Origin of the sequence: Sphingomonas sp. R-74633, from assembly GCF_013416555.1 — a bacterium.
Classification (GTDB): Bacteria; Pseudomonadota; Alphaproteobacteria; order Sphingomonadales; family Sphingomonadaceae; genus Sphingomonas.
In genome coordinates this window covers 366,269-386,579 of the sequence record NZ_JACCFG010000002.1, presented here as the reverse complement: position 1 = coordinate 386,579, position 20,311 = coordinate 366,269, and the positions used below count along the sequence as shown (strand labels likewise).

General features: G+C 66.1%; 16 protein-coding genes. 8 read left to right on the top strand and 8 right to left on the bottom strand.

The window, feature by feature from the left end:
• Positions 1-31: 31 nt before the first annotated feature.
• Positions 32-3,199: a TonB-dependent receptor gene (locus tag HZY97_RS08040; protein WP_180142353.1), complete on the bottom strand. Its 3,168-nt coding sequence runs from the start codon at positions 3,197-3,199 to the stop codon at positions 32-34.
• Between the two features lie 291 nt (positions 3,200-3,490).
• Here HZY97_RS08040 and HZY97_RS08035 point away from each other — a divergent pair, with 291 nt between their 5' ends.
• The gene (locus HZY97_RS08035; RefSeq protein ID WP_180142350.1) at positions 3,491-4,297 is read left to right on the top strand and encodes a hypothetical protein; all 807 of its coding nucleotides are present in this window, start codon (positions 3,491-3,493) and stop codon (positions 4,295-4,297) included.
• On the opposite strand, the gene HZY97_RS08030 is transcribed toward HZY97_RS08035, so the two are convergent.
• The gene (locus HZY97_RS08030; protein WP_180142346.1) at positions 4,260-6,812 is read right to left on the bottom strand and encodes an ATP-binding protein; all 2,553 of its coding nucleotides are present in this window, start codon (positions 6,810-6,812) and stop codon (positions 4,260-4,262) included. The two genes, HZY97_RS08035 and HZY97_RS08030, sit on opposite strands and share 38 nt — an antisense overlap.
• 175 nt (positions 6,813-6,987) lie before the next feature.
• On the opposite strand from HZY97_RS08030, the gene HZY97_RS08025 reads away from it, so the two are divergent.
• Both HZY97_RS08025 and HZY97_RS08020 read left to right on the top strand, forming a co-directional pair.
• Positions 6,988-7,356, top strand: a complete 369-nt coding sequence (locus tag HZY97_RS08025) for a response regulator (RefSeq protein WP_180142343.1) — start codon at positions 6,988-6,990, stop codon at positions 7,354-7,356.
• A 3-nt stretch (positions 7,357-7,359) separates the two neighbouring features.
• On the top strand, positions 7,360-7,749 hold the full coding sequence (locus HZY97_RS08020; protein ID WP_180142342.1) for a PleD family two-component system response regulator: 390 nt from the start codon (positions 7,360-7,362) through the stop codon (positions 7,747-7,749).
• Here HZY97_RS08020 and HZY97_RS08015 read toward each other — a convergent pair.
• The 3 genes from HZY97_RS08015 to HZY97_RS08005 all read right to left on the bottom strand — a co-directional run bounded on the left by HZY97_RS08015 (position 7,746) and on the right by HZY97_RS08005 (position 9,073).
• Positions 7,746-8,267 carry a GAF domain-containing protein gene (locus HZY97_RS08015; RefSeq protein ID WP_180142339.1) on the bottom strand — a complete coding sequence of 174 codons (522 nt, stop codon included), beginning with the start codon at positions 8,265-8,267 and terminating at the stop codon, positions 7,746-7,748. The genes HZY97_RS08020 and HZY97_RS08015 overlap by 4 nt on opposite strands.
• 90 nt (positions 8,268-8,357) lie before the next feature.
• Positions 8,358-8,849, bottom strand: coding sequence for a type II toxin-antitoxin system VapC family toxin (locus HZY97_RS08010; protein ID WP_180142336.1), 492 nt, complete (start codon positions 8,847-8,849; stop codon positions 8,358-8,360).
• Positions 8,849-9,073, bottom strand: a complete 225-nt coding sequence (locus HZY97_RS08005; RefSeq protein ID WP_180142333.1) for a type II toxin-antitoxin system Phd/YefM family antitoxin — start codon at positions 9,071-9,073, stop codon at positions 8,849-8,851. The genes HZY97_RS08010 and HZY97_RS08005 overlap by 1 nt, the downstream gene beginning before the upstream one ends.
• Before the next feature lie 205 nt (positions 9,074-9,278).
• On the opposite strand from HZY97_RS08005, the gene HZY97_RS08000 reads away from it, so the two are divergent.
• Positions 9,279-10,643 (top strand): cation:proton antiporter, encoded by a 1,365-nt coding sequence (locus HZY97_RS08000; RefSeq protein WP_180142331.1) that lies wholly within the window; start codon positions 9,279-9,281, stop codon positions 10,641-10,643.
• Between the two features lie 46 nt (positions 10,644-10,689).
• Here the strand turns inward: HZY97_RS08000 and HZY97_RS07995 are convergent, their stop codons facing one another.
• Positions 10,690-12,216, bottom strand: coding sequence for a tryptophan halogenase family protein (locus HZY97_RS07995; protein ID WP_180142328.1), 1,527 nt, complete (start codon positions 12,214-12,216; stop codon positions 10,690-10,692).
• 92 nt (positions 12,217-12,308) lie between these two features.
• Here HZY97_RS07995 and HZY97_RS07990 point away from each other — a divergent pair, with 92 nt between their 5' ends.
• Complete coding sequence (locus HZY97_RS07990) at positions 12,309-12,965, top strand: trimeric intracellular cation channel family protein (protein WP_180142327.1); 657 nt, start codon at positions 12,309-12,311, stop codon at positions 12,963-12,965.
• Here HZY97_RS07990 and HZY97_RS07985 read toward each other — a convergent pair.
• Positions 12,962-13,840, bottom strand: a complete 879-nt coding sequence (locus tag HZY97_RS07985) for a hypothetical protein (RefSeq protein WP_180142324.1) — start codon at positions 13,838-13,840, stop codon at positions 12,962-12,964. The two genes, HZY97_RS07990 and HZY97_RS07985, sit on opposite strands and share 4 nt — an antisense overlap.
• Positions 13,841-13,926: 86 nt before the next feature.
• Complete coding sequence (locus tag HZY97_RS07980) at positions 13,927-15,525, bottom strand: family 43 glycosylhydrolase (protein WP_180142321.1); 1,599 nt, start codon at positions 15,523-15,525, stop codon at positions 13,927-13,929.
• 205 nt (positions 15,526-15,730) lie between these two features.
• On the opposite strand from HZY97_RS07980, the gene HZY97_RS07975 reads away from it, so the two are divergent.
• The 3 genes from HZY97_RS07975 to HZY97_RS07965 are packed head-to-tail and all read left to right on the top strand — an operon-like array spanning position 15,731 to position 20,144.
• Positions 15,731-17,344 (top strand): hypothetical protein, encoded by a 1,614-nt coding sequence (locus tag HZY97_RS07975; RefSeq protein WP_180142318.1) that lies wholly within the window; start codon positions 15,731-15,733, stop codon positions 17,342-17,344.
• Positions 17,326-18,912, top strand: a complete 1,587-nt coding sequence (locus tag HZY97_RS07970; RefSeq protein WP_180142316.1) for a hypothetical protein — start codon at positions 17,326-17,328, stop codon at positions 18,910-18,912. Before HZY97_RS07975 ends, HZY97_RS07970 begins: the two co-directional genes overlap by 19 nt.
• Entirely contained in the window at positions 18,909-20,144 is a 1,236-nt protein-coding gene (locus tag HZY97_RS07965; RefSeq protein ID WP_180142313.1) for a cytochrome P450, read from the top strand. The genes HZY97_RS07970 and HZY97_RS07965 overlap by 4 nt, the downstream gene beginning before the upstream one ends.
• Positions 20,145-20,311 lie beyond the last annotated feature (167 nt).

Here is a 20,311-nt window from a genome sequence, read left to right as displayed (position 1 = left end):
CCCCAGTCCCCCTTTTACGATCGTGCGAGCGTCAGAACTTGAAGCGCGCACCGAGCAGGAAGCGCCGGTCGAGCTCCTGCGCGAACCACAGTTCCTTCTCGTCGCGGGCATAGGTCCGCACCGCGGTTTCGGTGAGGTTGATGCCTTCGAGCGTGATCGCGATCTGCGGCGTGATCTCGTAGCTGAACGAAGCATCGAGCTGGCCGAAGGGCGCGGTATACTCAGGGTTGCGCGAGCCCTGGCGGTTGATCCCCGAAAGGAACTTGTCGCGCCAGTTATAGGCCACGCGCGCCGAGAGGCCGTGCTTCTCGTAGATCAGCGTGCCGCTGAACGTGTCCGAGAGGCCGAGCAGCGCGAACTGGTCTTCCGCCGGGTTGGCCCCGATGTTGAAGCCCACGTCGCCGCGCACCAGCGTGTACGCTGCCGCGATGCCGAGGCCGGTATTCCCGAGGAAATACTGGCCCGCCAGCTCGACACCGTAGATCTCGGCGTCCTTGTTGTTGATCGGTCGCGTCACCTGGAACTGGTAGAGCGGATCGCTGGCGTTCCCGCTCAGGTCATAGGTGTTGTTGACCGACTGGACGAAGGCATCGCTGAGCTGGCGCGTTACCGGGTTGTAGTTGGCGTTGAACTGCGCAGTCGCGGCGGCCACGGATCCAGTCGCCTGGATCAGCGCCGACATGACGAACAGATTTGCGTCACTCGTATCGGCGCCGAGACCGGTCAGCGCCGTCCTGGCGCTACCCGAGCGGCTGCCCGCCGCCCCCGAGCTCGGATCCCGAAGGCCGAACAGGTCGGAAGTGAACTGCCCGTTGCCGATGAAGTTGCGCACCCGCTTGTCGAAGAACGCGACCGACACATAGCTGTCCGGCTTGAAATACCATTCCAGCGAGGCGTCGAAGTTATCCGATTCCAGCGGCTTCAGCCGGGCATTGCCCGTCGTTGCGCCGGGGATGCCGCCATTGAAGGTCGGGCGCGGCGGCCCGCCCACGGTGGTCGCGGTGTACAGGTTGTTGTAGTTCGGCCGGGCGATCGTCTTGCTGTACGACAGGCGGCCAATCATGTTGGGCAGGAATTCGACCTGGAAATCGATCTGCGGCAGGATGTTGTCGTAGCTGCCGCCATCGTTGACGAACTGCGTCTGGTTCGAGATCGACACCGTGAAGTCGTTGTCCGACACCCAGGCGATACCCGCCGGGATCGCCTCGAGCGAGGTGGTCTCGGATTTGGTGTGCTCATAGCGGACGCCCGCGACGAGGCGCGCCGGCGCACCGCCCAGCTCACCCTTCCAGGTCAGCTGGCCATAGGCCGCCCAGATCTCTTCCTTGACCCGGTTGTCCTGGCTGGCGGTGACGCCCACTGCCTTGCCGAGGCCGGCATAATAAGGCGAGAGGATCGAGTAGAGATCCGACGCCACGCCGCGGAAGGCGAGCTGCGATTCGGGATCGCCGCCCGGATTGAACTTGTCGAACTTGCACTCGAGGCAGAAGGCCGTGAGCGCACCCGGTGCCCGTGCATTGACGTCGCCCGGGCTGGTGATGCCCCAGTCGCCCAGCGTCTGCTGCGTGGCGACGAAGGTCTGGTGCATGTCGGTGGTGCGGTAGTTGCCGCCGAAATCGAAACGGCTGTCACCGCCGAAATCCCAGCCGAAGTCCGCGCGCAGCTCCTTCACCTTCTGGCGCTGCGTCGAGCGGAAGGTGCGGCCGACCTGCGAGCCGACATCGTTGACGTCGAGCGGGCCGCTCGCGCCAAGGGTGATGTCCTGCTGCGGGATGCCGTTGGAGTAATCGACCGAGTGCGCCGCGACCACGTTGGCACCCATGCCGACCAGCGTCGATGAGTTGCCATTGGCGTTGTCCGGGGTGCTCGATGAAGTCGAGATATGGCCGTCGACCTTCAGCGAGAAGTTGCTCGCCATCTCCCATTCGAGGTTGAGGCCGTAATCCTCGAGCTTGCCCTTCTGCGCGCGCGACTGGGCCTCGAAACCTTCGTCCTTCTGGCCGTTGATCGTCTCGTGCAGATATTGCGCAGTGGCGACGGTGGTGTTGCCGTCGAAGGTCACCACGTCGAACGGACGGCTGAACCAGTTGGAGAGATCCGAACGGGTCTCCGCCTGCTTGTTCTGCGCATAGAGCGCATCGGCGGTGATCGTCAGCGCGTCGGTGGGCCTGAACTGCACCACTGCCTGGCCGTTGATGCGCTCGCGCGTGCCCTCGGCATAGTGATAGCGGCTGTCGTTCGGGATCGCGACGAGCTGGTTCGGGTTGGTCGGCGCGTTATTGACCACGGTGCAGGTCGGGGTCGGGGTCGTCGTTCCCGCCGGGCACGCACCGGCCGAGCGGGCGAAGCCGCCGGTCAGGAATGTGCTGTACGGGATGATGTTCCAGTCGTTCGACGTGGCGGCGATCGAAGTATAGTTGCGCTTCTGATAGCTGCCGAACAGCATCGCGCCGAAGCGCTGGTCCGGATCGCTCCAGCTCAGCACGCCCGAAAACTCCGGCGTTACTTTCGAGCCGCAGTCGAGGCAGTCGTTGACGCTGGTGTCATACACCGCCTTGGCGCCGATGCTGCCGTTGAAGCCGCTCTTCTTGTCGTCGAGCGGGCGACGCGAGACGACGTTGATCGTCGCGCCGATGCCGCCCGAGGGAACGGCCGCGCGGCCGGTCTTGTAGACTTCGAGCGTACGCACGCCTTCGGTCGCCAGGTTCGAGAAGTCGAACGAGCGGCTAGTGCCTTGGGCACCGTCCGAATTCTGGTCGCCGCCGACCACCGACACGGCCGCGGTGGCGAGCTGGCGGCCGTTCAGCGTGACCATATTGTAGGTCGGGCCGAAGCCGCGCACGGTAACCTGCGAGCCTTCGCCGTTGGTGCGGTTGATCGACACGCCCGGGATGCGCTGGAGCGATTCCGCCAGGTTGGTGTCGGGGAACTTGCCGATGTCCTCGGCCGAGATCGCGTCGACGATGCCCGGGGCCTCGCGCTTGATCTGGATCGAGCGTTCAAGGCTGGCGCGGATGCCGGTGACGACGATCGTGCCGTCGTCCTGCGTCGCTTCCTGGCCGCCGCTATCGGCGGTCTGGGCAGTGCTGACAGCGTTGTCGGCTTGCGCATGAGCAAGGCTGGGCAGCGCAAGCCCGGCAGCAACGGCCAAAATGGATGCGGAACGCGCAAGTATAGGCGAATGCCTCAAGCTTCTCATAACCCCTCCTCAGTGCCGCCTTATTAGGCGCAACTTTTTATTTATTTCAGGGCGGGCAGGGTGCCTCCCCGATGTTATCGCTATCATCATCCAACCGTCTGTCAATCGGGCTGAATCGACTGGAACCGTTTACAATTTCCGATTGATGCAAACTGTTGCATTGGAGCGACAGATTGAAGCTGGCCGCGGCGGCGCACATGTCTGTGTTTGAGGCTTTTTGAGCGGTTTCGGGGCGTGTGTTGCGAAGCGTTAAGGGGCGTCGCGCCAGAAATGCGGTGCAGGAGGGCGGTCATGCAGGCGATGGCGAGGGGCTGGTGTCGGCGTGGGTTCTGCGCAGGGCTGCTTGGCGCGGTATCGCTGCCACTCGGCGGGTGCGGATATCGCGGACCTGCTCTCCGCTATCGGTTGAGCGTTGCGCTGGATACGCCCGGCGGCAAGCGCGCCGGATCCGGCGTCAGCGCGATCCATTCCTACTACAGCCCGGCCTTTCCCGGCCCCGAGGCGCAGGGACTGCGCTGGAACCTGGAGGGCGAGGCAGTGCCGGTGGCGTTGCCTGGCGGCAAGCGTCTCTTCGCGGTGCTGCAGTGGGACCAGAGCGACGGCGCGTTGCCGATGTTGCTGGCAAGCTATGACGATCTGCTGTCCCATCCCGATCCCGCGCTGATCGGGGACGCTTGGCACCCGCAGCGCATGGCCGAGGTGCGGGAACTGGCGGGGCTGCGCGGCGCCCGCCGAGTCGCGCCGGGCCATTATCCGGCGTTCGCCTGGTTCGACGACATCGCCAATCCGCGCACGCTGCATTCCGCGCTGGTTGGGCCGGGGGAGGCGATCCTGCCTGGCATCCGCTTGCTCGGCATGACGGTGGAGATCACCAATGCGCCTGTTACCCGCCAAGTGAAGCCATTGCTGCCATGGCTCGGCAAATGGGATCTCGGCTATTTTGATGCCGAGGTCGACCAGGCCATTCTCGAACATTTCCCGGAATATCGACACATCACCCAGAATGCGTTCAGTGCCGGGGATCGCTACGGGAATCTGCCGCCGCCCGGCAGCGATCCCTTCACGCGGCCCGAAGTGCCGTCAGGAAATCGTCAGTAAGGCCGGCCCGCTCGCCCGCCGGCGCTACTTCCAGTGCGTCCTCGAGCGCCGATGCCTTGCTGCCCAGCGCCGCCTGGCCGAACAGCCCCGCCGATCCGGCGAACTTGTGGAGCAGCCCGCGCAGCGCCTCGTTCTCCGCATCGTCCGCGCCGCCATTCGCGACGAACCCCTCGGCGGCGGCGAGCAGCTCGGCCCGGCGCGCGGCGAACTTGGCCCAGAGCGCGGGCGAAAGGGTCAGGCCCGCTTCGGTGCCGGCAGGCTCTGCGGGGACGGGCGGCGCCTCGGGCGCGGGCGATGCCCAGCGATCGATCGCCGCGCCCAGCTCGGCGAGCTGGATCGGCTTGGCGAGATGCGCCTGCATGCCTGCCTCGAGGCAGGCGGCGATGTCGTCGGCATAGGCGTTTGCAGTCAGCGCCAGGATCGGCAGCCGTTGTGCCGACAGCCCGGCGGCGCGGATCGCGCGCGTCGCGCTGATCCCGTCGAGCACCGGCATCTGCATGTCCATCAGCACCAGGTCGAACGGTTCGCCCTCCGCATTCGCGCTGACCGCCAGCTCCACCGCGCGCGCGCCATCGGCGACGATGGTCACCTTGTGGCCCAGCCGGCCGAGCATCTCCTGCATCAGCAGCTGGTTGACGTCGTGATCCTCGGCCACGAGCAGGCGCAGCGTCCGTGCCGGGCCTTCTGGACCCGAGGGGGTCACCACGCCGGCCTCGCCGTCCTCGGCGGCGGCGAGCGGCAGGCACAGCGTGAACACGCTGCCTTCGCCCTGCGTGCTGCGCAGCCCGAGCTCGCCGCCCATCAGCGACGCAAGCCGGCTGCTGATCGCCAGCCCCAGGCCGGTCCCGCCATAGCGGCGCGCGGTCGATTGCTCGGCCTGGACGAACTGCTCGAAGATTGCGGCGTGGCGGTCGGGCGGGATGCCGATGCCGGTATCGCTGACCGCGATGTCGATCCGCGCGGTGCCGTCCTCGCCCTCACTGCGATGTGCGCTGAGCGTGACGCTGCCCTGCCCAGTGAACTTCACGGCATTGCCGAGCAGGTTGAGCGCGACCTGGCGCAAGCGAAGGCCGTCGACCAGCACGAAGCGGGGCAGGGCAGGGTCCACCTCAAAGGCGAGCGCCAGCCCCTTCTGCGCGGCGGCAGGCTCGATCAGCTTGATGCAGCCCTTCAGCGCGTGGCCCAGGTCGACGCGCTCGGCATGGACTTCCATCTGGCCGGCCTCGATCTTGGACAGGTCGAGAATATCGTTGAGCAGCCGCATCATCGCCCGGCTCGAATCGACGATCAGCTGCGCCTGGCGATTCTGCTCGGGCGGCAGGTCGCTGGCGAGCAGCAGGTCGGCAAAGCCCAGCACGCCATTCATCGGCGTGCGGATCTCGTGGCTCATATTCGCCAGGAAGCTCGACTTGGCCTGCACCGCCGCCTCGGCCCGCTCGCGTGCGGCTTCCAGTTCATGCTCGAGCTGCTTGCGGCGGGTGACGTCGCGCAGCGAAGCGATGATCTCGCGCGGCTCGCCGGTGGCCGGATCGCGGACCAGCCCGCAATGCGCCTCCACCCATTGCGCGCTTGCCGTTTCCTCGATCGGGTGGGTCCGATAGGTGATCACGCCGCGCTCCACCTCGCCGGTGGTGAGCAGATGCTGGAACTCGAACATCTCGTCGCGATGCTCGGCCGAAACGCCAAAGCCGATCTGCTTGCCCAGCACATGCGCCGGCTCGACGCCGAGCACGGGCTCGGTCGAGGGGGAGGCATAGATGCAGCAGCCGTTGAGATCGAAGCGCAGCACTGCGTCGGTGGCATTCATCGCGAGCAGGGCTAGCTCGGCCTCGACCACTTCGCGCCGCGCAATGTCGCCGTGCAGGCGGCGATTGGCATCGCGCAGCACTTCCATTCGCTCGCGCCGCTCGCGCGCGATCAGATAGGCGAGCAGCAGCACCAGCAGCCCGCTGAGTAGGCCGGCGACCTGGATCGGTCCTTCATATCCGTGCGCGCGCGCGAGCCGTTGCTGCATCAGCCGCTCTTCCTCGGCGCGGATCTGTCGGATCAGCGTGAGCATCCGCGCGGTTTCGTGCCGGTTGGCGTCGCTGGCGAGGATCGTGGTGGCTTCGGCCGCACGGTTGGCGCCGCGCATCCGCAGCGTTTGCTCGGTTTCGACCAGCCGCTGCTGGATCAGCCCGGCCAGATAGGCGATGCGCTGGTTCTGGACGGGATTGTCGCCGGTCATTTCCTGCAGCGCGGCGACTTCGCCGGGCAGCTCGCGGCGGACGGCGTCGATATTCGCGCGCGCCTCGGGATCGCCCGTTAGCAGATAGCCGCGCCGATAGACTTCGGCGCGCAGCGTCAGGATGCGAACGTGCGAAAGCCGGTCGGCGACCTGGAAGGTGTGGCGCACCCAATTGTCCGCGCTCTGCTTCTGCGCGAACAGCCAGATGCCCGAAGCGGCGGAGCAGGCGAGCAGGGCGAGCGCGGCGGCCAGGATCCAGTGCGACCGGCGCGTCAGTATCTCTGCCATCGGCAAGCCTCCTGTCCAGCTGCTCCCCCGGTTAGGGAAAGAGCGTTAACGCACCCTTCCGCGCTCTCCCAGCAAAACGCGGGAAAGACGCGAACGGCACAAAAATCGGCACGGAGCTGCAACCAAATGCACTCCCCGCGTTATAATTTAGATTAGAGTTGGGCGAGAAGAACGAATGGCGCGGATCATCATTGCGGATGACGATGAAATCGTGGGCGAGATCGCCCGCGATGCGCTCATCGCGGCGGGGCACGGCGCAGGCCTTGTCCAGGACGGTGCCGAGGCGCTGCGCGTAATCAAGGCGCGTCGCCCCGATCTGGTGATACTAGATTGCAACATGCCGGAGCTCTCGGGCGTTCTCCTTGTCCAGGAGCTGCGGAAAATGCCCGATTTCGCCGATCTGCCGATCATGATGCTCACCGGCCGCCGCGGCGATCGCGACGAGGAGCTGGCGCGCTTCGCCGGTGCCAACGACTATCTCAAAAAGCCCTTCGACCCGGACGAGCTCGTCTTCCGCGTCGAAGAGATGCTGGCGAAGGGCTGAGCCATGGCCCGGATCATCTATGTCGAGGATGACGAACTGGTCGGGGCGGTGGTGCAACAGGTGCTCAGCCGCGCCGGGCATATCGTCGGCGTGATCCACCACGGCACGCTCGCCTTCGATACCATCGCCTTCAAGAAGCCCGATCTGGTGATCCTCGATCAGTCGCTGCCGGGCATGCAGGGCAGCGATATCCTCAAGGCGCTGCGCCGGCTGCCTGCGCTCTACCTCACCCCGATCCTGATGCTGTCCGCCAGGGGCGGTGAGGCGGAGATCGACGACGCAATGGGTGCCGGTGCCAACGACTATCTGGTCAAGCCCTTCGAGCCGGACGACTTGGTGCAGCGCGTGAACGACGTGCTGCGAAACAACAACTTCCGCCGCGAGAGCGTCTAGTTTCGCACCGCTAGCAGCGCGGCTGCCTTGTCGGCCAGTTCGCGCAGCCGCTTGCTCTGCTCGGGCAGCAGCTTCATCCGCGGCAGCGAATCTATCGCGCACAGCGCGCCGAGCGCCTCGCCCTCGGGCGAGAGCAAGGGCGCGCCGATATAGAAGCGGATATGCGGGGTATCGAGCACCAGCGGATTGCCGGCGAAGCGCGGATCATTCGCAGCGTCGAACACGCACATCACTTCGTCGGGGCGTGCAATGGTGTGGCCGCAGAACGAAATGTCGCGCGGCCCCGAATCGAGATCGCCGCCATGGCAGACCAGGACGTGCTGGCTCTGGCGGTCGATCAGCGTGGCGATGCCCATCTCGGTACCGAACAGCGCGGCCACTTCCTCAACGATCGCCAGCAGCTCGGGCGATTGCTTGCTCCTGGCGCTGTCGACCTTGTCGACGGCGGTCTGGCGCTGCTTTTCGCCCCGCAAAAGCGGCGCAAGCGCATGGAAGATCGGCTTCAGCTTGGGTACCATGGCAACTCCCTTGCCACAGAGTGTCTAACTAGTTGGTGAAGGTGAAACTACGCGCGCGCCCCTAAAAGGGTTGCAGCAAAGCTTTTGGACTTAGGCGCGGACGAACAGGTTCTTGAGCCAAAGCGGACCGGTTCTTGCCGCATCGCGCCAGTCGCCCTCATCGGCATCCTCGGTATAGCCGTGCGGATCGAACAGCTTGACCCGCGCGCCGCGAAAGGCTGCGGTGTTGCGCGTCACCAGCGTCAGGCCATGCTCGAGCGCGGTGGCCGCGAACAGCGCATCGCGCGTCTCGGTGATCGCCAGCTGCCCGCGCCGGCGCGCGACCGCGGCATCGAGCGGCAGGACATGGCCGTCAAACGCCGGGAGCAATTGCTCGTCGATCCACGCGCGCAGCACCGCGCCCGTCGCCTTGTCACGCCGCGCGGCCTCGGCGGCGCTGGTCTCGAGTTCGACCAGGCTGATCGCTGAGAGGAACAGCCGCTCGCGCGCCACCCGCGATGCCCAGGCGGTGAGCCCCGCCTCGGCGCCGCCCGACTTCGCCTTGCGCAGCTCGAACAGGATCGGCGTGTCGAGCAGGAACATCACCAGCGCTCCGGCGGTGCCAGCGCGGCATCCGCAATGCCGGCGGGCAGGGCGAGCAGGTCGACGATGCTCTCGCGCTGGCCGGTCAGCGCACGGAACTGGTCGATGCTCATCAGCACATGGGTAGGGCGCCCGCGATCGGTGACGAACAACGGTTCGGTGCGCGCGACTCGCTTGGCGGCACTCACATCCTGGTTGAATTCGCGGCTGGTTATGACCTTCATATTGTACCTACGTACCTAGATTGTCCGCGTTGTCATGTAGGTACGTTACTACTGTGTGCGCCCGTTGCAACATAAAGCGCCCGGGCGCCGGAAAAATCCGGGGGGTGCCGCACTTTGCGGTTGCGCAGGCCCGCCGCGGCTTGCTCCCTCAAGCCACGCGACAGGCCGAAAAGCGGCCGCGCAAAGGGAATTTGGGGGAGGTTTCATGCTCGATCTGCTGACTGGTGCCTGGCACGCGCTGACCGATGTACTCAGCCCGCACGGCCCCGCGGTGAACGCTGCGAAAAGCTATGCGCCGGGCGATTTCAGCGTCCATTTCTTCCTGCAGCTCGCGATCATCATCCTCGCCTGCCGCGTGGTCGGCTGGCTCGGCCAGAAGCTACTCAAGCAGCCCCAGGTGGTAGGCGAAATGATCGCCGGCGTGGTCCTCGGCCCGTCGCTGTTCGGTCTGTTCTTCCCCGATCTCCAGCTCGCGGTCTTCCCCAAGGAGACGCGCAATTTGCTCTACACCGGCGCGCAATTGGGCGTCGGCCTCTACATGTTCATGGTCGGCCTCACGCTCCAGCTCGATCACTTCAAGTCCAAGGCGAAGAGCGCCGCGGGCGTCTCGGCCGCGGGCATCGTTGCGCCGTTCCTGCTCGCCGCCCTGGTCACGCCGTTCCTGCTCACCGTGCCCGGCCTGTTCACCCCCGGCATCAGCCAGGCGAACGCCACGCTGTTCATGGGCGCCTGCATCGCGCTCACCGCCTTCCCGATGCTTGCGCGCATCATCAACGAGCAGGGGCTGGCCAACTCCTCGCTCGGCACGCTGTCGCTGACTGCCGGCGCGTTCGACGATGCTGCCTCTTGGTGCGTCCTCGCGCTCGTCCTCGCCACCTTCGGCGCCGGCCCCGGCGTGGCGGTGCTCGCGATCGGCGGCGCCATAATTTACACCGGCTTCATGCTGCTCTGGGGTCGCAAGCTCCTCGCCCCGCTCGGCCGCATCGTCGAGGAACGCGGCGAGATGAGCAGCGCGATGCTTGCCGTCACGATGATGCTGTTCTGCGCCTCGGCCTTCATCATGGACGCGATCGGCATCCACGCGATCTTCGGCGGCTTCCTGATGGGCGTGTGCATGCCGCGCGGCCTGTTCGTCGCCGAGCTCAAGAAGAAGGTCGAGCCGCTTGCAGTCGTCCTGCTGCTGCCGATGTTCTTCACCTATTCGGGGCTCAATACCCGGATGGACATGGTCAATTCGGTCGAGCTGCTGGCGATCGCGCTCGGCATCCTTATCGTCTCGGTCCTCGCCAAGTTCGGCGCCTGCTGGGGCGCCGCCCGCCTCGCCGGCGAAGACAATCGCACCGCGCTCGGCATCGGCGCGCTGATGAATTCGCGCGGCCTGATGGAGCTGATCATCATCAACATCGGGCTGCAAAAGGGCATCATCGGCCCCACGCTTTTCTCGATGCTGGTGCTGATGGCGATCATCACCACGGTGATGGCGACCCCGCTGTTCGAAGCGGTCTATGGCCGCAAGGCCCGCGCCAGCGGCGAGCTCGACGCGCTCGACCCCAAGCTCGCCACCGCCTGAGCCCCCCCGGCTGCCCGTCCCGCCTGCGTGACGCGGGGCGGGCAGTTTACCCCGCGTTGATCGCCCGGATCAGCGCCCGGTGCGTCGGCAGGTCCGCCGTCGCTTGCTCGGAAAACCCGCGGATCCGCGCGAACAGCTTCTCCGCTGCCGCCATGTTGGGGAAATCGCCGCGCCCGCCCGACAGGTCGGTGCGATAGTCCATCCCGTAGAGGATGTACTGGTAGTTGAAGAAGGCGAAGCTCTCGAGGTCGAGCAGGAAGTCGAAGCGTCCCGGCGGCCGGTGGCGCCATTGCGCGAGCAGTTCCTGCAGCCCCTCGGGGATCGAAGCCGGATCGGCATTGTCGCGCCAGAAGGGCTCGTCGCGCCGGCTCAGGCAATAATGAAGCTTGAGGAAGTTTATGATCCGCTCGAAGCGCCCGGTGATCAGCGCATTGAAGCGCTTCGCCGGCGCATCGACCGGGCCGTTATGCGGGAACAGCTCGGCGATCATCGCCACTGCCGCCTCGATCAGCACCACGCCGGTCGATTCCAGTGGCTCGAGGAACCCGCCCGACAGCCCCACTGCCACGCAATTCTTCACCCATTGCGCCTCGCGATAGCCGGGCTCGAACGGAATGATCCGCGCCTTGTAGGCGTCGTGCCCGACATAGGCCCGCAGCACCGCTTCGGCCTGGTCGTCGGACATGTGCGTCGAGGAATAGACCGTCCCGATCCCGCGCGCGCCCTCCAGCCCGATGTCCCAGGTCCAGCCCGCGTCGTGCGCGGTCGCGATCGTGAAGCTCTCGATCGGCGCGTCGGGATCGGCATAGGGGATCTTGCAGGCCAGTGCCCGGTCGGTGAACAGCACATGCTTCACCGACTTGAAAGGCGCGCCCAGCGCCTTGCCGATCAGCTCTGCCCGGAAGCCCGAGCAATCGACATAGAGGTCCGCTTCCAGCGCGCCCAGCTCGCGCGTGTTGACCCGGGCGATCGCGCCGTCCGCGTCCAGCGCGACATCGGTGAGCAGCCCGCTGACGTGCCGCACCCCCAGCTCGATCGCGCGCGCCTGCAGCACTTTGGCGAGCCGCGACGCGTCGAAATGATAGGCATAGTTGAGCGGGCCCGAATACTCGCCCTCACCCTGTTTCTTGGGCGCGCGCTGGTTCTCGGCGACGCGGTTCTGGATCGTCACCGCTTCGGCAAAGGGCACGCGGGCGCGCTCGTCCTGGAGCAGCCAATAGGGCACCAGGCTGGTCCCCTCGGTATAGAAGGGCGCCTCGAACGGATGGAGGTAATGGTGCCGCGTGCCGTCGGCTGCGGGCGCGTGCAGCCAGTCGTTGAAGCGGATACCCTGCTTGAACGTGGCGGAGGCCGATCGGATGAAGCGCGTCTCGTCGATGCCGAGGAATTGCAGCGTCGTCCGGATCGTCGGGAACGCGCCTTCGCCCACGCCGATGATGCCGAGCTCGGGTGATTCGAGCAGCGTGATCTCGATCTGCGCATTGTCCGCCAGGTCGAGGAAGCGCGCGAGATAGGCGGCGGTCAGCCACCCCGCGGTGCCCCCGCCGACGATCAATATGCGCCTCTTGCCCATGCCGGGACGAGCCTAGCGCGGGCGTCACCGGTTGAGAAGCGCGCCGCATCCCATTAGTCTCGCGCGCACGGCCCATCCGGAAGGAGCCCGCGATGAAACTCGACGATCTCGCCGTGGACCGTATTCGCGACAAGGTGCTCGACGGCGTCGATCTCGCCGCGACTTTCGTCCTCGCCGTCGAATGCGCGCTGACCGCAGTGCAGGCGGATTTCGACCTGTTCGGTATCCTCGTGCTGTCGTTCGTCGGTGCGGTCGGCGGAGCGGTGATCCGCGACCTGCTGCTCGGCGAGCATCCGCCCGCGCCCTTCCGCGACTGGCGCTATGCCGCGCTGGCGGTCGCCGCGACCGTCGCGGTCGTCGTCGCGTCGCTGATCCTCGGTCGCGTCGGCAATTTCACCCCGCCCTTGCTCGTCGATGTGTTCGAAGGCGGCGGCCTCGCGCTCGCCGCGGTCGCGGGCGCGCGCAAATGCCTCGATTACAAGCTCAACGGCGCGTCGGTCGTGATCATCGCGACGGTCAATGGCTGTGGCGGCGGCATGCTCCGCGACGTGCTGATCGCCCGGGTGCCGACCGTGCTGCACGAGGATTTCTACGCCACCGCCGCAGTGGCCGGGGCAACGCTGATCGTCGTTCTCGTCCACCGCTTCAAGCTCCGCCAAGACCTTGCCGGCGCGATCGGTGGCCTCGCCATCTTCGCGCTGCGCACCGCCGCGCTGTTCGGCGAATGGCGGCTGCCGCATCTGCGCTAGTTGACGAGGATGTTCGCCAGCGACTCCTGCCAGATCATGAGCATGCCGATCGGGCCTTTTGCGCGGTCCCGATTGCGAACGAAGTCCATCGTGCCCCGCGCATATTCCGGGCCAGCTGCGGAGGTGGCGAGCACGCCGATCTCGCAGTGGACGTGATCCTCCAGCGGGTCGTCGGCATCGACATATCCGCAGTTGAAATCCCGCTCCCTGATCCGCGAGAACGCCGTGGGAATCTGGAAGAAGTCGAATCCGAGCGTCTTCCAGTCGCCCCTGAGGAAGATCTCCACTTCTTCCTCGTGGATGTTCAGCAGGAAAGCATGCCCCCAGCGGCGGAAGTCCAGGGCCTCGCGCCGCTGCAGAGCATATTCCTCTTCATCGGTGCGGATCTGCAGGTCCAGTATGTCATATCCATATTCCGAGAAGATCGTGCACAGGGCGGCGAATTCCCGGTCGAGTTCCTGCGCGCTATGCGCATAGGCCTTCGCGTCGACCGACACTTCATAGCCTGACGAGACCCCGACGGCATCCTGCGAGATCCCGACGGGATCATATCGCGGGTCACGCCCGATGATATCGGGAAGTTTGCTGGCAGCGACGGCGACGCGCGCGTCGGCCGCCTTCTTGATTTCGATCACCACTGACATGTCGCGTTTGGCGACGGGGATTCTCTCGATATCCCGGTCCAGGCCGTAGCTGAAGATGTAGTGCGTGCGGACGCCGCGACCGAAATTCTGGGGATAGCGGGGAAGCTTGCCGGCGCCGCAGGACGAAGGGGCGAAATTGGGCTCCTGCGCAAGACAGGGCGTCGCGATCCCCAGCGCCAGGAATGCGGCCAGCGCCAGCCTCGGATCGAACCGGAAAACCCTTCGGGCCAAGGCGCCCCCTCCAGATGCGAATTTCGGCCATTCTAGGATAGACGCGATCGCGAACGCCTAAGAAGAATGGTTGAGGCTCCGGAAATTCACAACGCCCGGAACCGGAAATCCCGGAACTTCGCCTCGCCCGCACCCGCGGAATACAGCCCCGGCCGCAGCATCAGGAATCCGCCGCGCACATTGTGGTGGTATCCCGACACTTCCATTCCCCGATCGAAGCGCTTCCACGTCTTCCCGTCATCGCCCGACAGATGGAACGAGACGATGTGCTTGTCATTGCGCACCCGCATCCTGAGGCGCCGGCCATAGGGATTGGCCGGGCGCCCGCGCTCGATGCCGTACTGGTGCGTCACGAACTTCTTCTCGTCGAAGCCGAGCCCGCAATAGAGCTTCTCGTCATAGAAGAGCACCAGCCCGGCCACGCCGCCCGGCGCGATCTCCATGTCGCATTCGAACTCATAGCCGGTGTCGCCGGCGATCAGCAGGAGCGGGGAGGAATCCACCGGCGCCTTGCCCGAAGCCTTGAGCACCAGCGCGCCACCTTCGGTGCATGCACGATCCGCTTCGCCCGGACCCGGCTTGAAGAAATTCCACTTTTGCCCGAGCGCGAGCGGCCCCGTGAAGCTGTCGGACAACGGTTGGCCGTGCGGCAGCGCCGCGCCGCCCTTGGGCTTGCGGATCGGCTTCGACAGGTCGCCGCCCTTCATCCGGAACCAGCCGTCTGCGGTCCATTCGATCGGATCGAGCAGCGCCTGGCGGCCGAGCGTCCAGTATCCGTTCTCGAAGCCGTGATAGATCGACCACCAGCTGCCGTCAGGCGCCTCGACCAGCGAGGCATGGCCGCGCGACCACCAAGCCTCGTCGTTCGAGACCGTGCGGACCAGCGGATTGGCCGGGCATTGCTCCCACGGCCCGTGGATCGAGCGCGAGCGCGCCGCGATCACCATATGCCCGGTCGGCGGCCCCGCGGTGCCGCCCACCGCGGTGATCATGTAGAACCAGTCGCCATGGCGGTGGATCTTCGGGCCCTCGGGTGAGAAGCCTTCTACATCCCACTCCTCGGGATAGTGCCAGGGGTCGTAGACATGCTCGACCGGCCCCGCAGTGGACAGACCATCCTCCGAAAGTCGCACCCGGTCGCCGCCGGAGAGGAACAGCCAGCGCGATCCGTCCTCGCCCACCGCGTGGCAGGGGTCGATATGCGCGTGCAGCCCCAGGTCGATCGGATCGCTCCACGGCCCGTCGATATGATCCGCCCAGATCACGAAGATCGAGTTCGGGCTCGCCTTGACGGGGATGTAGAGGAAGTAGCGGCCCTTGTGCTTCTCCAGGCTGACCGCCCAGACCGCGCCGATATTCTTCGTCAGCGCAGCGCCCCGCGGCTGCCAGTTCACCAGGTCGCGGCTGTGCCAGATCGTCAGCCCCGGATAGGAATCGAAGCTGGAGAAGGTCATGTAATAGTCCGCGCCGTCCTTCAGGATGGCGGGATCGGGATGGTCGCCGGCGAGCAGCGGGTTGAGGAATCGCCCGTCGCCCAGGTCGCAGATCCGCTGGTTGTCGAAGCCGCGCTTCCAATCGGGGACCGAAGCGTCCACTGGCGTCGCATCCGCCTGGTCCGGACGAAGCAGCGCCGCCGCGCCTCCCGCCAACACTGCCCCGAACGCACCGCGCCTGCTGATGTCCATGCCGATCCTCTCCTGTTTCGGACCTTATGCCACCGGTGTCATGTCGTGGAAAGACGATTTGGTGGCGCCAACATCGCCGCGATTGGTGAACGTTGCGTCCACTTCGGCTCGAAGTCGAAAATTTCCTATCCTTCACCGAAATGCAGACCCTACAGTCGGCCAAAGCTTGAGGGGGCGTAAGGGGATGCGGCAAACCACGTTATCCGTGGCTCTGGAGGTGAAGCCGGAAAGCTTCGACCACCTCTCGGGCCTGCTCGATGCGCTGCGCGACCGGCGCAGCCAGAACCCATCGGGCGGCACCGGGCCCTTTGCCGACTTCCTGACGACAGTGCCCGCGGTGCACTTCATGTCGCTCACCGCCTATCCCGGCTTCGACTATGACCCGCTCTTCGTGATCGAGGCCAATTTCGATGGCGCGCCCGGGCCGTTCTGGGCGCAGCTCGAAGCGGCGATCGGCCCGGATCTCCGCGCATTCCTGCGCTGCTGCAAGCGCCCCCTCGACGATTGCGGCGCGCTCTACGACGCGGTGACCGCGCCCGACAGCCGCGCCCCGATCGCCCCCTATCTGGAGGCGCGGACGCTCACGCCGACCGTCTACCACCACGGCAATCGCGGCATGACGCGCGACCGGATCCTCGACGAGAGCACGCTGTTCCTCGCCACGCGCAACGAACTGGCGCACAGCAATGACGGCGGCCCCAGCCCCTATCGCAAGCTGACCGCGGCCGAGATCCACGCCCGGATCCGCGGCGCGCTGCTGCCGCAATTCGGATGGCTGAACCAGAAGGCGCCCGCCCGCATCCCGCTCGCCGAGAGCCTCAGCGACTATGCCCGGCTCGCCGGCTTCGTCCTGCTGGTGGTGTTCGCGCTGTCGATCCCCGGGCTGGTCCTCAAGAGCCAGCTCGTCTGGCAATCGTACGTCACGCTCTGCGTCGCGCTGTTCTTGGTGTTCACCGGCATCCTCTACGAGATGGGCAAGCCGCTGCCCGGCACCGCGACGCCGACACGGTTCAGCTTCCTGACCTTCTTCCTCCGGCACCTGCTCATCCCCGTGGTGATCGCGGTGGCGGTCTATGTCGCGCTCGCCGCGACGGTCTCGGCGCCGGTCTGGTCGTGGCTCAGCGGAAAGGCCTTTTGGCCGGCCTGGTGGGACATGGCGATCTGGGCCGGGTGGAGCGGCGCCAGCATCGCGGTGACGGTTGCCGGCATCCTTGTCTGGCTGCGCTGGCTCGAGCGGCGCGACGCTTCGCAGGATGCCCCGCCGGTCGACCCCAAGATGCTGCGCGAAATGGCGCGGCGCGAGGACTGGATCCCCCAGAACCACATGGGCTCGCTCGTGCTGATCAAGCCGGGCGTGCTGCGCGCGATCCTGATCCGGGTCGGCCATCACGGCCTGCATCTGCTGCTGCGGGCACAAAAGGCCGCGCGCAACGGCTATCTCGGCTCGATGCGCACGATCCACTTCGCGCACTGGGCTCGGGTCAACAACGATAGCCGGTTGATGTTCTTCTCGAACTTCGACCAGACCTGGGAAAGCTATCTCGATGACTTCATCGAGAAGGCGCATGCCGGCCTCACCCTGGCCTGGTGCTGCGGGGTCGGCTTCCCGCCGACGCGCTTCCTGGTCAAGGACGGCGCCAGCCATGGCCGCCAGTTCAAGGAATGGGCACGCCATTCGATGGCGGTCAGCCGCTTCTGGTACTCGGCGTACAAGGATCTCACCGCGGAGCAGGTCGAGCGCAATTACCGCATCGCCTGCGGCCTCCGCAAAAAGCAGCTCAGCGAGAAGGAGGCCGCCGCGTGGATCATGGACCTGTGAGCGAGGGCGGCAACGCGCCGAGCTGGCATCTCTCCGCGCCGACCAACACCGAGGCACAGGGCCTGGTGGTGAGCGGCTTTGCCGACCTGCCCACCGGGCGCGCGCTGTTCCTCGAGCTTGGCTGGAAAGGCGTGAAGAAGAAGGGCGGCGGCGCCTGGCTCAAGGCGCTGGCCGAAGTCGCGAAGGTGTCCGACGCCGATGGCCGCGATCCGCGCGCCGTGGCGATGGGCTTCACCTGGTCGGGGCTCCAGAAGATGGGGCTCAACGCCAACGCGCTCGCCTCGTTCGATCGCCCCTTCAAGGAAGGCATGTTCCAGGAGGACCGCCTGCGCCGCCTGGGCGACCGGCGCGGTGATGCCTGGCAGGGCACGGTGATCCCCGGCGGCCCCAAATGGAGTGGCAACACTCCACTCGACGATGCCGCGGTCGATGAGGGGGCGCGCGCCTTTGACGATCGGGAAAAGATCCGCGAGGAGCGGGTGAAGACCCCGGTGACCGTCCACGCGCTCCTCCTCCTCTATTGCGAGCATGACGAGGCGGCGGAGGCCTGGTGCGTCGAGGTGAGCAACAAGCTCGCCCCGCTTGAGGTCGCTGTCGTCCACCGGCTCCCGCTCGACCTGCGGCTCGACAAGCAGGGCATCGCCCGCGAGCATTTCGGCTTTGCCGACGGCATCTCGCAGCCGATCCCGTTCGAGGACGGCACCGTCGTCTACAAGACCGGCGAGAATGCCCCCAAGGACTATTGGAACGGCGTGCCGCTCGGCGAGGTCCTGATGGGGCATCTGAACGGCCACAATGAAATCGCGCAAGGCCCGGTGGTCGCCGACGGCATCGGCGACACCTCGGTCCTGCCCGAACATCCCAAGGGAGTCGGCTTCAAGGATCTCGGGCTGAACGGCAGCTACATGGTCGTCCGCGAATTGAAGCAAGACGTCTATGCCTTCTGGCAGTCGATGCGCGCGGGCGCGGCGCATATCCGCGAGCGTGATCCCGAAGGCTCGGGCCATGTCACCACCACCTGGCTCGCCGAGCGCGTGGTCGGGCGCGACACGCACGGCAATCTGCTGTGTCCGCTCGGCGGGACGATCCCGGTCGAGAATAATGATTTCGGCTTCTGGGACCGCGATCGCCACGGCGCCGGTTGCCCGATGGGCAGCCATGTCCGCCGTGCCAATCCGCGCGACGGCCTGGCGCCGACCGAGGCCGACAAACAGACATTGCTCGACGCGGCGAACAACCACCGCATCCTTCGGCGCGGCCGGAAATATGGCAAGACGATCAGCGTCCCGCCGACGCCTGACGATGTCGACCGCGGACTGCTGTTCGTCTGCCTCAACACCGACATCACCCGCCAGTTCGAGTTCGTCCAGCAGACCTGGATCCTCAACCCGAACTTCGCGGTGCTCTATGACGAGACCGATCCGCTGATCGGCCCCAAGGGCACGATGACGATCCCGGAGGAGCCTTATCGCCGGATCATCGAAGTCGAGACCTTCGTCCAGATGGCCGGCGGCGAATATTTCTTCCTGCCGAGCATGCCGGCGCTCAACTATCTGAGCGGCCTGTGAGCGCGCTCACCTCGCGCGACGTGCTGCGCCCCGGCAAGAAGGGGCTGGCCCGCTGGATCGAGGGCAAGGTCTTCGCGCTGATGCCCTATGCCTTCGCCTTTTTCCGTCGCTGGAAGCCGGTGGTGAAGTTCGGCGGGATGACGCTCACCTCGCGCTATGATGACGTGAAGGAAGTGTTCGGCACCGATCCGGTGTTCGGCGCGCCCTACAAGCCCAAGCTCGATGTGATCATGGGCGGCGAGCCCTTCTTCCTCGGCATGGCGGACACGCCGCTCTACCACCGCGACACCGATGCGATGCGCATGGTCGTCCGCCCCGGCGACCTGCCCGGGCTCGGCCAGAAGGTCGAGGCGATGGCCGAGGCGATCGTCGCGGCCGCACCGGGCCGGGTCGAAGTGGTCGACACGCTGGTGCGTCGGGTGACCTTTTCGGTACTCGCCGACTATTTCGGCGTGCCCGAGCCGGTGGGCGGCGACCTGCGCGTCTGGGGAACGCGGCTGTTCGAGTTCCAGTTCGCCGATCCCAAGGGCGATCCTGCGCTCCGCGCCGATGTCGACCAGATCGCCCCGGCGCTGCGCGCGCATATCGACAGCGAGATCGCCAAGCGAAAGGCCGCGCCCGGCAAGGACGATATCCTCTCGCGCTGCCTCACCCAGCAGAAGAAGGGCGTGCCTGGCTTCTCCGATGTCGAGATCCGCACCAATTTGATGGGCTTCATCGTCGGCGGGCCGCCGCAACCGCCAATGGTAGTGCCCCAGGCGATGGAGCAGCTCCTGCGCCGCCCCGATGCACTCGCCGGCGCGCAGGCAGCGGCGCGGGCAGGGGATGACGATCTGCTCTGGGGCTATGTCGTCGAGGCGATGCGCTTCGATCCGCTCGCCCCCGGCCTGCCGCGCAACGTGCTGGTCGATGGCGTGATCGCGGCGGGCACCAGCCACGAAACGCCGGTCGAGGCAGGCGACACCGTGCTCGCCGCCTTCGCCTCGGCGATGATGGACCCGCGCCGGATCACCGACCCCGCGCGCTTCGATCCGCATCGTCCCGCGAGCGATTACATCCATTTTGGTTATAATCTGCACGAATGCTTCGGCCGTCATATCAACCGCGCGACGCTGCACCTGATGCTCAAGCCGCTCCTGAAGCGGCCCAACCTCCGCCGGGCCCCGGGCGGGGCAGGCAAGCTCGTCAAGAACGGCCCCTTCGCGGAATCGCTTACTGTAGTGTTCGACTAGACGCCGTCTCCGCGAACGCAGGGGTTGTACCACCGCCGTAGCGGCCCTCCGCCGACGCCGGCTTCACCGCGCCTACGTGAAGCAACTAAGAAGCGCTCGCATTAGCAATTGACTCTGAGAACGCTTCGCAATAGCTGCCCCCGAAATAATTAAAGCAAAGGGGCTTT

What these genes read in the sequence shown, in the direction of transcription:
- HZY97_RS08005 (WP_180142333.1), bottom strand. Translation starts at nt 9,073, where the DNA reads ATGAAGGTCATAACCAGCCGCGAATTCAACCAGGATGTGAGTGCCGCC.
- HZY97_RS07990 (WP_180142327.1), top strand. Translation starts at nt 12,309, where the DNA reads ATGAAACTCGACGATCTCGCCGTGGACCGTATTCGCGACAAGGTGCTC.
- HZY97_RS07995 (WP_180142328.1), bottom strand. Translation starts at nt 12,216, where the DNA reads ATGGGCAAGAGGCGCATATTGATCGTCGGCGGGGGCACCGCGGGGTGG.
- HZY97_RS08020 (WP_180142342.1), top strand. Translation starts at nt 7,360, where the DNA reads ATGGCCCGGATCATCTATGTCGAGGATGACGAACTGGTCGGGGCGGTG.
- HZY97_RS08015 (WP_180142339.1), bottom strand. Translation starts at nt 8,267, where the DNA reads ATGGTACCCAAGCTGAAGCCGATCTTCCATGCGCTTGCGCCGCTTTTG.
- HZY97_RS08040 (WP_180142353.1), bottom strand. Translation starts at nt 3,199, where the DNA reads ATGAGAAGCTTGAGGCATTCGCCTATACTTGCGCGTTCCGCATCCATT.
- HZY97_RS08025 (WP_180142343.1), top strand. Translation starts at nt 6,988, where the DNA reads ATGGCGCGGATCATCATTGCGGATGACGATGAAATCGTGGGCGAGATC.
- HZY97_RS07980 (WP_180142321.1), bottom strand. Translation starts at nt 15,525, where the DNA reads ATGGACATCAGCAGGCGCGGTGCGTTCGGGGCAGTGTTGGCGGGAGGC.
- HZY97_RS08035 (WP_180142350.1), top strand. Translation starts at nt 3,491, where the DNA reads ATGCAGGCGATGGCGAGGGGCTGGTGTCGGCGTGGGTTCTGCGCAGGG.
- HZY97_RS08010 (WP_180142336.1), bottom strand. Translation starts at nt 8,849, where the DNA reads ATGTTCCTGCTCGACACGCCGATCCTGTTCGAGCTGCGCAAGGCGAAG.
- HZY97_RS08000 (WP_180142331.1), top strand. Translation starts at nt 9,279, where the DNA reads ATGCTCGATCTGCTGACTGGTGCCTGGCACGCGCTGACCGATGTACTC.
- HZY97_RS08030 (WP_180142346.1), bottom strand. Translation starts at nt 6,812, where the DNA reads ATGGCAGAGATACTGACGCGCCGGTCGCACTGGATCCTGGCCGCCGCG.